Below are 12,161 nucleotides of genomic sequence, written 5' to 3' on the forward strand. Positions count from 1 at the left end.
ATCACGTCACTTGACCTTGTTCAGCAGCTCCGGGTTGGAGATCACGAAGGTGTCGACGGTTCCGGCCTTCAGCGCCGCGAAGAACTCGGCGGCGATCGGCTTGAACCTCTCGCCCTTGTAGTCGCTGCCGGTACCGACGCCACCGCCCGGCAACTTGATCATCTGGATCGAGTCCGACCGCAGGTTGCGCAGTGCGAAGCCGAAGTCGATCAACTTGTGCCCCCGACCGCTGAAGATCAGCGACTTGCCCGCCGCCCGCAGCACCGAGTCCATCTTGATCGGGTTGGTCACCACGTCCTTGCTCAACGCCTGGTCGGCCATTGCCCGGACGAACTGCTGCTGGTGCCGCTGGCGGCCGTAGTCGCCGTCGAGAACCCCGTTGCTCGGGTAGCGCTGCCGAACGTAGTCCAGCGCCTGCCAGCCCTTCAGGTGCCGGGTGCCCTTCTTGTACTGGGCCTGCGGCCCGAGATAGCCGCCACCACCCGACTTGAGCGTCCGGTGCGTACCGTCCGGCCGGCGGTGCTCCGACTTCACGTTCTGGTCGATGTACATCGTGACGCCGCCCATGGCGTCGACGATCTTCAGGAAGCCGCCGAAGTTGATGATGCCGCCGGCGTCGAACCGCTTGATCCCGGTCACCTTGGAAACCGTCAGGGAGAGCAGTTCGAAGCCCTGCGCCGCGTCCGGCAACTTCTTGCCCGGCACCCGGCTGCCCCGCGACATCGCGGCGTTCAGCTTGGTCCTCTCGCCCCCGTACTCGGCCTTGGGAAAGCGGGGGATGTCGACCAGCAGGTCCCGGGGCAGCGAGAAGAGGTACGCCGAGTCGAGCGTCTCGTTCACGTGCAGCACCATGATCGAGTCAGCCAGTGGCGGCGTCTCCGGCTGCCGTGGGTCGATGCCGACCAGCAGGATGTTCAACGGTCCCTTGATGTCGGACTTCTTCTCCGGTGCCGCCGCCCCGGCGGCCTCGTCGCCGAAGAGGTCCTCCTCGGCCACCGCGCCCTCGTAGCGGGCGAGCATCGCCTCGTAGCCGACCAGCAGCGCCCCGCTGAGGACCACCAGTACGGCGCCGAAGATGGTGCAGAGCCGGGCCCAGGTCGGCACGTTGGACTTCCGGCGGCGGCCCTCCTTGACCGGGCGCCCGGTGCCCAGGTAACCGATCTCGTCGTCGCCGCCGATCGTGCCGGCACCACCGGACCGGCCCTTCCTCGCCCCGGCCGCACGCTTGCTGGACCGGCCAGAACCCTCGCCGTCCTCGATCACCAGTATCTCCATCCGTAGCGCCCATCCGAGCGTCGCGTCCGTGAATAAGGACGGATGCGCGGGGGCGGAACGTTGCAGAGACCAGCAACGGATTCGGTGGGCCGCCGACGGCGGACGTCGGGGTTGCGCCAGGATGCCAGGTCAGGCCCGCCAGGATGCCAGGTCAGGCCCGCCCGGCGCCGGGCGGGCCCGCGGTCGACTCACTTGACCTTGTTCAGCAACTCCGGATGGGAGATCACGAAGGTGTCGATGGTGCCGCCCTGCAACGCGTCGAAGAAGTCCGCCGCGACCGGCTTGAACTTCTCCCCCTTGTAGTCTCCGCCCTCGACCACGCCGCCTCCCGGCAGCTTGATCATCTGGATGGAGTCCGACCGGAGCCCCCGCATCGCGAAGCCGAAGTCGATGAGGTCGTGCCCGCGCCCGTTGAAGATCAGCGCCTTACCGGCCGCCCGCAGGACGGCGTCGAGCTTGATCGGGTTGGTCACCACGTCCTTGCTCAACGCCTGGTCGGCCATTGCCCGGACGAACTGCTGCTGGTGCCGCTGCCGGTCGTAGTCGCTGTTGGGCAGGCCGTACCGCTGCCGGACGTAGTCCAGCGCCTGCCAGCCCTTCAGGTGGGCGTTGCCCTTCTTGTACTGCGCCTGCGGGCCGAGGTAGCCGCCGCCGCCCGGCTTGAGCGTCCGGGCGTTGCCGTTCGGCTGCTTGTGCTCCGACTTCACGTTCTGGTCGATGTACATGTCGACGCCACCCATCGCGTCGACGATCTTCTGGAAACCGCTGAAGTTGATGATCGCCCCGGCGTCGAACCGCTTGATCCCGGTCACCTTGCTGACGGTGAGCGAGAGCAGTTCGAACCCGCGGTTGGCGTCCGGAAGCTTGGCCCCCGGCACCTTGCTGCCGTGCGACATGGCGGCGTTCAGCTTCTCGGTCCCGCCCGAGTAGTTGGCCTTGGGGAAGGCCGGGATCTGCACCAGGAGGTCCCGGGGCAGCGAGAAGAGGTACGCCGAGTCGAGCGTCTCGTTCACGTGCAGCACCATGATCGAGTCGGCGAGTGGCGACCACGCCGGCGTACGCGGGTCGATCCCGACCAGCAGGATGTTCAGCGGGCCCTTGATGTCCGACTTCTTCTCCGGCAGCGCCCCGGCGGCCTCGTCGCCGAAGAGATCGCCCTCCTGCACCGCACCGGAGTAACGGGCGAGAACCGCCTCGAACCCGACCAGCGCGGTTCCGCTGACGAAGACCAGCAGCGCGCCGAGCACCGTGCAGATCCGGGCCCAGCGCGGCACCCGTGACCTGCGTCGCTTCCTCCGGCCGGGACCGGTCTGGTCCGCCACCGAGCGGTCCGAGCCCGGCAGTTCGCCGTCCGGACGACTCGGGGCCGCGTGCCTCCGGCCCGCCCTCCTCGACCGACCAGCGCCCTTGCCGCCTTCACCCACCAGACATCTCCGTTCGTAGCGTCCTGTGACGAAGGACGGGCCCGCGAGGCACAGACGTTGCAGAAATCAACGCTGGATTTGCGGACCGCCAACGACGGTACCTGGCCACCCCGGGTTACCAAAGCACCGGAACCCGTTAAAAATCGGTGAAATCGCCTCGACCATTGCGTGCCCGGGACGCCCGAGCGAAAACGACAGAACCGCACCGGCCGATGCCGGTGCGGTTCTGTGCCGTTGCGTGCCGGGCGAACTAGTCCTTCATCAGCTCGCGGGCGTTGCGCTCCAGGTCGTCCAGGCCACCGCACATGAAGAACGCCTGCTCGGGGAAGTGATCGTACTCACCCTCGGCGATCTTCTTGAACGCCTCGACCGTGTCCTTCACCGGCACGTACGAGCCCTTGATCCCGGTGAAGACCTCGGCCGCGTACGTGTTCTGCGACAGGAACCGCTCGATCCGGCGGGCCCGGCCGACGGTGAGCTTGTCCTCTTCCGAGAGCTCCTCGATACCGAGGATGGCGATGATGTCCTGCAGGTCCTTGTAGCGCTGCAGAATCCGCTTCACCTCGGAGGCGACCGCGAAGTGCTCGGCGCCGACGTACTCCGGGGCGAGGATCCGGGACGAGGACGCCAGCGGGTCCACCGCCGGGTAGATGCCCTTGTCGGAGATCGACCGCTCCAGGTTGGTGGTCGCGTCGAGGTGGGCGAACGTGGTGGCCGGCGCCGGGTCGGTGTAGTCGTCCGCCGGCACGTAGATCGCCTGCATGGAGGTGATCGCCTGGCCCTTGACCGAGGTGATCCGCTCCTGCAACTCGCCCATCTCGTCGGCCAGGGTCGGCTGGTAACCCACCGCGCTCGGCATCCGGCCGAGCAGGGTGGAGACCTCCGAACCGGCCTGGGTGAACCGGAAGATGTTGTCGATGAACAGCAGCACCTCCTGCTTGTTCACGTCCCGGAAGTACTCCGCCATCGTCAGCGCCGACAGCGCGACCCGCAGCCGGGTACCCGGCGGCTCGTCCATCTGGCCGTAGACCAGCGCCGTCTTGTCGATGACGCCGGACTCGGTCATCTCGTGGATCAGGTCGTTGCCCTCACGGGTCCGCTCCCCCACACCGGCGAACACCGAGGTGCCACCGAAGTTGTTCGCGACCCGGGTGATCATCTCCTGGATCAGCACCGTCTTGCCCACACCGGCACCGCCGAAGAGGCCGATCTTGCCGCCCTTGACGTACGGGGCGAGCAGGTCGAGCACCTTGATGCCGGTTTCCAGCATCTCGGTCTTCGGCTCCAGGTCCGCGAAGGCGGGCGCCTTGCGGTGGATCCCCCAGTGGTCGGAGAACTCGAGCTTCTCGCCCTCCTTGAGGTTGAGCACCTCGCCGATGGCGTTGAAGACGTGACCCTTGGTGGCGTCACCGACCGGCACCATGATCGGCGAGCCGGTGTCCCGTACCTCGGTGCCGCGGACCAGGCCATCGGTCGGCTGCATCGAGATCGTCCGGACCATGTTGTCGCCCAGGTGCTGGGCGACCTCCAGGGTCAGGGTCTTCTGGCCACCGGAGAGGTTCACGTCCACCTTGAGGGCGTTGAAGATCTCCGGCATGGCGTCGCGCGGAAACTCGGCGTCGACGACCGGGCCGATGACCCGGACCACGCGGCCCGTCGCGGTCTTGGTCTCTACTGGAGCAGTCATCACACTTCACTTCCCGACGCGGCCAGCGCGTTCGCGCCGCCGACGATCTCACTGATCTCCTGGGTGATCCCGGCCTGACGGGCCGAGTTCATCTCGCGCGTGTACGTCTCGATCATCTCTTCGGCGTTGTCCGTCGCGCTCTTCATCGCCCGACGGCGGGACGCCGACTCGCTGGCCGCCGACTCGATCAACGCCGCGTAGATCCGCGTGTTGATGTACTTCGGCAGCAGCGCGTCGAGCAGCGCGTCCGCCTCCGGTTCGAACTCGTACGACGGCAGCAGCCCCTCGGAGCGCGGCCGGTCCTCGACCTCCATCGGGCCGATGATCCGGGCCACCGGGGTCTGCGCCATCAGCGACTTGAACTGCGTGAAGACGATGTGCAGTTCGTCGACGCCGAGCACGCCGTCGATCCCCGGGTCGCCGCCGTCGACGTCGTCCGCGCCGGAGACGAACGCCTTGATCAGCGTCTCACCCACCTGCTTGGCGTCGGCGAACGACGGCTGCTCCGAGAAACCGGTCCAGCTCGCCTCGATCTTCCGCTGGCGGAACCGGTAGAACGTCACGCCCTTGCGGCCGATGACGTACAGCACCGGCTCCTTGCCGTCGGCCTTGAGCCGCGCGATCAGCGACTCCGCGGCCTTGATCGCGTTGGAGCTGTAACCGCCGGCCAGGCCGCGGTCACTGGTGACCACGACCACGCCGGCCCGGCGGACCTTCGGCCGCGCGGTGAGCAGCGGGTGGTCGATGGCCGCGTTGGACGCCAACGCCGTGAGCACGCCGGTGATGGCCTGGGCGTACGGCTGTGACGCCGCGACCCGGGACTGGGCCTTGGCGAGTCGGCTCGTCGCGACGAGCTCCATCGCCTTGGTGATCTTCTTCATCGACTTCGCCGAGCGGATCCGTTGACGAAGAACGCGTACCTGGGCAGCCACCGGTCGGCCCTACTGCTTCTCGGCCGGGGCGGACTCGCGGTACCGGGTGACCGTCTCGCGGTCCTGCTCACCCTCCATCGGGCTCGCAGCCGGGTCGTTGACCCGCACCTCGTCTTCCTTCCCGAGGAACATCTGCTTGAACCGCGTGACGGCCTCGTTCAGCGCGTTGGTGATGTCGTCGTTCCAGTTGTTGTCCGCGATCGACTGCAACGTCGGCTTGTACTGGTGCCGGAGGAACTCCAGGAGCTCGCTCTCGAACCGGCGGACCTCGCCGATCGCGATGTCGTCGAGCTTGCCCTCGGTGCCGATCCAGACCGAGACGACCTGCTCGTGCACCGGCAGCGGCGAGTAGTTCGTCTGCTTCAGCAGCTCGACCAGCCGGGCGCCCCGGCTGAGCTGGTCCTGGGAGGCCTTGTCCAGGTCCGAGGCCAGCGCGGCGAACGCCTCCAGCTCCCGGTACTGGGCCAGGTCCAACCGGAGCCGGCCGGCCACCTTCTTCATCGGCTTCACCTGGGCGGCGCCGCCGACCCGGGAGACCGAGGTACCGACGTTGATCGCCGGCCGGACGCCCTGGTTGAACAGGTCGGTCTCCAGGAAGATCTGGCCGTCGGTGATCGAGATGACGTTCGTCGGGATGAACGCCGAGATGTCGTTGCCCTTGGTCTCGATGATCGGCAGGCCGGTCATCGAACCGCCGCCCATCTCGTCCGAGAGCTTCGCGCAGCGCTCCAGCAGCCGGGAGTGCAGGTAGAAGACGTCACCCGGGTACGCCTCGCGGCCCGGCGGGCGACGCAGCAGCAGCGAGACCGCCCGGTACGCCTCCGCCTGCTTGGTCAGGTCGTCGAAGACGATCAGGACGTGCTTGCCGGCGTACATCCAGTGCTGGCCGATGGCCGATCCAGCGTACGGGGCGATGTACTTGAAGCCGGCCGGGTCCGAGGCGGGCGAGGCGACGATGGTGGTGTACTCCATCGCGCCGTGCTCCTCCAGCAGCCCCTTCACCGAGGCGATGGTGGAGCCCTTCTGGCCGATCGCGACGTAGATGCAGCGGACCTGCCGGGCCGGGTCGCCGGAGCGCCAGTTGTCCCGCTGGTTCAGGATCGTGTCCAGCGCGACGGTGGTCTTGCCGGTCCGTCGGTCACCGATGATCAGCTGCCGCTGACCCCGGCCGATCGCGGTCATCGCGTCGATGGCCTTGATGCCGGTCTGCATCGCCTCGCTGACGCTCTGCCGGGCCATCACGTTCGGAGCCTGCACCTCGAGCTCGCGGTAGCCCTCGTTGGGCAGGTCGCCCAGGCCGTCGATCGGCTTGCCGAGCGCGTCCACGACGCGACCGAGGAACGCGTCGCCGACCGGAACCGAGAGCACCCGGCCGGTCCGCTTGACCCGCTGGCCCTCCTCGATGCCGGTGTAGTCGCCGAGCACCACGACGCCGATGTCCCGGACGTCGAGGTTCAGCGCCACCCCGAGGGTGCCGTCCTCGAACTCCAGCAGCTCGTTGGTCATCGTCGAGGGCAGGCCCTCGACGTGGGCGATGCCGTCACCGGCGTCGGCGACGGTGCCGACCTCCTCACGGGAGACGTCGGGCGAATAGGAGGAGACGTAGCGCTCCAGCGCGCCGCGGATCTCCTCCGACGAGATGGTCAGCTCGGCCATCCTCTTCTTCCTCTATTCAGGGCCCGGTTAACCGGAACGGCGGTGAATGTCTGCTCGGCGCTCGGCCCGGGCGTCAGGATGTGCTCAACGCTTCGCGAGCGCGTTTCGGGTATCGGTGAGGCGGCGCAGGATCGTGCCGTCGTAGAGATCGGATCCGATCTGGACGCTCAGCCCGCCGAGTACCGCCGGATCCACCGTCTGCTTGACGGTGACCTCCCGACCGTATAGCTCGGTGAGCTTGCTCCCCAGCCGTTGCTCTTCTTCCTCGGTGAGCGGTGCCGCGACGGTGACGTAGGCCACCTGACGGTCCCGCCGATCGGCGGCCAGCTCCACCAGCCGGGTCAGTGACCCGGTGAAGGAACGCCCGCCGAACCCGGCGAGGGCGACCTCGACCAGCCGGATGGTCACCGCGCTGGCCTTGCCGGACAGCAGCGAGCCGGTCAGCTCGGCCCGCTGCGCGACCGGGGCGATCGGGTCGGAGAGCACGTTGCTCAGCTCCGGGTCCGCGGCGACGACCTGCCCGAAGCGGAACAGCTCGTCCTCCACCTCGCCCAGGTCCCCGGCGCGGTCGGAGCTGGCCAGCAGCGCCTCCACACCCAGCCGCTCGGTGGCTTCGAGCAGCTCGGACGGCGCCGACCAACGGCCGGTCGCCAGCACGCCGAGCAGTTCCTTGGCGTCCGCACCGATCTTGTCCCCGAGCAGGGCGTCGAGCAGGGCGGCCCGATCCTCGCCGCTGCGGGCCGGGTCGGACAGGGCCCGGCGCAACCGCGGCTCACGCCGCAGCACCCCGGCCACCGTGCCGATCTCGTCACCGGTGGCGGCGATCCGGGACGCCTCGGCGTCCCGGGCGTACGCGTCGAGACGCTGCCCGGCGGCGGCGTACGACTCCCGGCTGGCGGCCTGCATCAGCTCGCCCGCACGGCGGAGCCGTTGGCCGAACCGTTGCCGGCCCCGACGGTCTCCAGATCGGCCAGGAACCGCTCGACGGTGCCCTTGCGACGGGCCTCGTCGGCCAGCGACTCACCGACGATCCGGCTGGCCAGGTCGACCGCGATCGTGCCGACCTCGGTACGCAGCTCGCGCACGATGGTGGCCCGTTCCGCGGCAAGCTGGTCCTTGCCGGCCGCGATGATCCGGTCCGACTCCTCCCTGGCCTTGGCGAGGACGTCCGAGCGGATGCCCTCGGCGTCGGCCCGCGCGTCGTCGCGGATCTTCGCCGCGTCGGTACGTGCCTCTGCGAGCTGCGCGCGGTACTGCTCCAGGAGCTGGTTCGCCTCGGCCTGGGCGGCCTCGGCGCGCTTGATACCGCCCTCGATCGCGTCGACCCGGGCCTGGAAGGTCTGCTCCATGCGCGGGAAGACGTACTTCATCAGCATGAAGCAGAGGATGGCGAAGGCCACCGAGCCAACCACGATCTCCTGCCACAGCGGGATGATCGGGTTGTGCTCGGTAGCGCCCTCCGCGGCGAGAATGGCGAACATCGGAACCTCCCGTTCGAGGGGTACGGCTAGTTACCGAAGGCGTAGCCGAAGGCGATGCCGAGCAGGGCCAGCAGCTCGATGACGGCGAAGCCGATCCAGACGTACGGCAGGGTCAGCCGCGAGGACTCCGGCTGGCGGGCGGTCGAGTTGATGTAGGCGGCGAAGACCAGGCCGACACCGATACCCGGGCCGATGGCCGCGAGGCCGTAGCCGATGGCGCTGAGGCTGCCGGTAATTTCTACGGCGGCAAGGGACGTCATCATTGGTTGGTTCCTCCTGAAATCACGCGTGACTGTTCACGCGGGACGACAACGGGTGTGCGGTTGTGTGTACGTCAGTGTTCGTCGGCGAGCGCGCCCTGCACGTAGCTCGCGGTCAGCACGGTGAAGATGTAGGCCTGCAGGACGATCACCAGTGCCTCGAGGAAGGTGATCGCGATCGACACCGCCCAGGAGAGCACTGAGATCGGCTTGAGGAAGAGCGAGTCGGCGTTGATCAGGACGAAGCCGCCCAGCGTGAAGACCAGCAGGATGATGTGCCCGGCGAACAGGTTGGCGAACAACCGCAGCGCCAGCGACACCGGCCGGGCGATGAAGGTCGAGAAGAGTTCGATCGGGATCAGCAGCGGCTGCATGAACAACGGCGCCGGCGGCATCAGTGAATGCTTGAAGAATTTTCCGAACCCGTGGTGCCGGATGCCCACATAGATGAACATCACGTAACTGATGATCGCCAGGATCGCCGGGAATGCGATGTGCGCCATCGGCGAGATCTGGACGAACGGAATGATCTGCCACAGGTTGTTCACGAAGATGAAGACGAAGAGCGTGGTGAGGTACGGCGCGAACGCCACTCCCCGGTGCCCGATCATGTCCACCGCGATGTTGTTCCGGACGAAGCCGTAGATCGACTCGGCGATCCACTGCTTCTTCGTCGGCACCAACTTCGGGTTCCGGTAGGTCACCAGGAAGAAGATGATGGTCGCCGCAACGCCCAGCCAGACCAACACCGTGAACTTGGTGATCCAGTAGGAGTTGTGCTCCCCCCACGGATAGATGCTCGGTAGGAAGAAGTCCTCCACGCTGGGTGGAAACGGTACTTCGCCCTCCGCGAGGACGACCGACTGTCCGATCACCGCGTCCCTTCCTACCTAGGGGTGCCAAGACGGCGGATGACCAGGTAGACGCCCCCGGCCCCGCCGAGCAGGAACCCGATCCCGGTGGCGAGGCCATCGGTTTCGAGCCACTGGTCGACCAACCAACCGATGAATCCCCACACCGCCAGACCTCCGATGAGGTATGCCAGCGCAGTCCAGCCCTCGCCGGCCTCGGGCGTGCCCGAGTCACCTGCGGGTTGGGGGGTTTGGTCACCGGTCATGACGGCCGAACGATATCAGCCGGGGATACGAGGCTGTGCCACACCCCCCGCACAACGTGGTTGTGTGGGCCTCTTGGCGGGCGCGTCGTCTGTGGGCACGCTACTCCGGTTCCGCCCATGGGAAAATGACCGATCACTGACAGTTTTCTGTGAAGTCCCGTGCACGGGACTTCATGCAGGTCCCGGCGATCGGGAAGGAGGCCGCGTCAGGGTCGGACGGCGCGGCGCAGCCGGGCCTGGTGCACGGCGGTCACCCACCAGATGTTCGCCCCGGTCCAGGCGACCACCCCGGCCACCACTCCCCAGCCGAACGTGGGCATGCCGGCCCAGCCGCTGTCGGCGACGCCGGCCATCACGACACCGATCACGGTGAACTTGGCGACGTACATCGCCACGCCGAACGGGAGCACGAGACTCGAGTGGACCGAGTCGGCCCAGGCGATCACCAGGGTCGAGGACAGGTAGCTCACGGTGACCAGACCGACCCCGACCGCCGCACCGGCCGCGCCGACGCCACCTCGGACCAGTCCGCCGATCAGGGTGGCGAGGACGAGCAGGCCCAGCGACGCGCCGAGGACCACCGGCAGGTGCGCCAACCGCCAGTGCCGGTCCGAATCCGCCGCCCCGGCCTGCCCGGTCTCCGGCGTCGACACCGCCGGAACCGGCTCCGCAGACTCCGTCTCCACGGACTCCGGAACCGTCTCGACCGGCTCCGCCACCTCGACCGACCGGTCCGCCGACTCAGCCACGGGGGTACGCCGGAAAGGCGGCCACCAGGTCGGCGACGTCGGCGGCGAGCCCGGCGAGGATGTCGGTGCCCCCCGGAGCGGTCGGGTCGGTCCGCACCGCCCGGGAGATCAGGCCGGCGATCCGCCGCATCTCCTCCGCACCCATGCCCTGGGTGGTGACGCTCGGGGTGCCGACCCGGATACCCGAGGCGACCATCGGCTTCTGCGGGTCGTACGGGATCGCGTTCTTGTTCAGGGTGATCGCGGCGGCGTCGCAGCGCACCTCGGCGTCCCGGCCCGTCACGCCGACCTCGCGGAGGTCGATCAGGGCGAGGTGGGTGTCGGTACCGCCGGAGACGGGGCGCATCCCCTCCGCCGCGAGGGCGGCGGCAAGCGCCTGCGCGTTGTGAACCACCTGGGCAGCGTACGCCTGGTACGCGGGCGACGCCGCTTCGCGCAGCGCGACCGCCTTCGCCGCGACCGCGTGCATCAACGGCCCGCCCTGGGTGAACGGGAAGACCGCCTTGTCGATCCGGTCGGCGAGTGACTTCCGGCACAGGATCATGCCGCCACGCGGCCCGCGCAGCACCTTGTGGGTGGTGGCGCAGACCACGTCGGCGTACGGCACCGGCGACGGGACCGCCCGGCCGGCGACCAGCCCGATGAAGTGCGCCGCGTCCACCATCAGGTACGCGTCGACCTCGTCCGCGATCTCCCGGAACCGGGCGAAGTCGATCAGCCGGGGATAGGCGGTCGCTCCACAGATGATCATCTTGGGCCGGTGCGCCAGGGCCAGCTCGCGTACCTCGTCATAGTCGATCAGTTCGGTGTCCCGGCGGACCTGGTAGCCGACGGTGGCGAACCACTTGCCGGAGAAGTTGACCCGGCTGCCGTGGGTCAGGTGTCCGCCGTGCGGCAGGTCCATCGCCAGCACCGTGTCCCCGGGCTGCACCAGCGCGGCGTACGCGGCCAGGTTGGCGCTCGCCCCGGAGTGCGGCTGGAGGTTGGCGTGCTCGGCGCCGAAGAGTTCCCTGGCCCGGTCGATGCCGATCTGCTCGGCCCGGTCCACCTCGGCGCACCCGCCGTAGTAGCGGCGCCCCGGATAGCCCTCGGCGTACTTGTTGGTCAGCGTCGAGCCGAGCGCCGCCAGCACCGCCGGCGAGGTCAGGTTCTCGCTGGCGATCAACTGCAACCCGCCGCGCAGCCGGTCGAGTTCGCCGAGCACCACCGCCGCGATCTCCGGGTCGGTCTCGGTCAACTCCTCGAAGTCCGGCCCCCAGAAGGGCGTCGACGTTCCGCTGCGCTCGCTCATGCCGGACACGTCCCCTCGTCACCTTCGCCGTCGGGCCGGCTCCGAGTTTAGGGGCGTACCCGGGTCCAGGCCGGCCGACCTGCCGGCGACCGACGCCGGCCGACGAGCGCTCAGGGCCGCAGGACGAGGCCCGGCAGGGTCGGTTCCGGCAGGTTGGGGCGGGGACCGGCCGGACCGGGCGGCGTCCGGACCGGCGGCCTGACCGGCGGATTCGTCCTCTCCGGCGGATTCGTCGGAGCCGGCGGAACGGGACGGGGAACGACGAAGACCGGCGGGGTCGGGACCGGCG

12 protein-coding genes are annotated in these 12,161 nt (G+C 68.5%); all 12 read right to left on the reverse strand.

Annotated features, from left to right (window positions below; genetic code table 11):
* Window positions 1-6: 6 nt before the first annotated feature.
* Window positions 7-1,152: an LCP family protein gene (locus I0C86_RS12800; RefSeq protein ID WP_196201465.1), complete on the reverse strand. Its 1,146-nt coding sequence runs from the start codon at window positions 1,150-1,152 to the stop codon at window positions 7-9.
* A gap of 311 nt (window positions 1,153-1,463) precedes the next feature.
* Entirely contained in the window at window positions 1,464-2,597 is a 1,134-nt protein-coding gene (locus I0C86_RS12805; protein ID WP_196201456.1) for an LCP family protein, read from the reverse strand.
* A 352-nt stretch (window positions 2,598-2,949) separates the two neighbouring features.
* A complete protein-coding gene (gene atpD, locus I0C86_RS12810; protein ID WP_196201457.1) occupies window positions 2,950-4,386 on the reverse strand; it encodes a F0F1 ATP synthase subunit beta in 1,437 nt (478 codons plus the stop codon).
* The gene (locus I0C86_RS12815; RefSeq protein WP_196201458.1) at window positions 4,386-5,318 is read right to left on the reverse strand and encodes a F0F1 ATP synthase subunit gamma; all 933 of its coding nucleotides are present in this window, start codon (window positions 5,316-5,318) and stop codon (window positions 4,386-4,388) included. The genes atpD and I0C86_RS12815 overlap by 1 nt, the downstream gene beginning before the upstream one ends.
* Before the next feature lie 9 nt (window positions 5,319-5,327).
* Window positions 5,328-6,974 carry a F0F1 ATP synthase subunit alpha gene (gene atpA / locus I0C86_RS12820; protein WP_196201459.1) on the reverse strand — a complete coding sequence of 549 codons (1,647 nt, stop codon included), beginning with the start codon at window positions 6,972-6,974 and terminating at the stop codon, window positions 5,328-5,330.
* A gap of 84 nt (window positions 6,975-7,058) precedes the next feature.
* Complete coding sequence (locus tag I0C86_RS12825) at window positions 7,059-7,880, reverse strand: F0F1 ATP synthase subunit delta (RefSeq protein WP_196201460.1); 822 nt, start codon at window positions 7,878-7,880, stop codon at window positions 7,059-7,061.
* Entirely contained in the window at window positions 7,880-8,455 is a 576-nt protein-coding gene (locus I0C86_RS12830) for a F0F1 ATP synthase subunit B (protein ID WP_196201461.1), read from the reverse strand. The genes I0C86_RS12825 and I0C86_RS12830 overlap by 1 nt, the downstream gene beginning before the upstream one ends.
* 26 nt (window positions 8,456-8,481) lie before the next feature.
* A complete protein-coding gene (locus I0C86_RS12835) occupies window positions 8,482-8,715 on the reverse strand; it encodes an ATP synthase subunit c family protein (protein ID WP_192771784.1) in 234 nt (77 codons plus the stop codon).
* A 74-nt stretch (window positions 8,716-8,789) separates the two neighbouring features.
* Entirely contained in the window at window positions 8,790-9,590 is an 801-nt protein-coding gene (gene atpB / locus I0C86_RS12840; protein ID WP_196201462.1) for a F0F1 ATP synthase subunit A, read from the reverse strand.
* An 11-nt stretch (window positions 9,591-9,601) separates the two neighbouring features.
* Complete coding sequence (locus I0C86_RS12845) at window positions 9,602-9,832, reverse strand: AtpZ/AtpI family protein (protein ID WP_196201463.1); 231 nt, start codon at window positions 9,830-9,832, stop codon at window positions 9,602-9,604.
* Window positions 9,833-10,038: 206 nt separating this feature from the next.
* Window positions 10,039-10,581, reverse strand: a complete 543-nt coding sequence (locus I0C86_RS12850; RefSeq protein WP_323373609.1) for a hypothetical protein — start codon at window positions 10,579-10,581, stop codon at window positions 10,039-10,041.
* Complete coding sequence (locus I0C86_RS12855) at window positions 10,574-11,872, reverse strand: serine hydroxymethyltransferase (protein WP_196201464.1); 1,299 nt, start codon at window positions 11,870-11,872, stop codon at window positions 10,574-10,576. Before I0C86_RS12855 ends, I0C86_RS12850 begins: the two co-directional genes overlap by 8 nt.
* Window positions 11,873-12,161 lie beyond the last annotated feature (289 nt).

The organism is Plantactinospora alkalitolerans (assembly GCF_015690345.1).
Classification (GTDB): domain Bacteria; phylum Actinomycetota; class Actinomycetes; order Mycobacteriales; family Micromonosporaceae; genus Plantactinospora; species Plantactinospora alkalitolerans.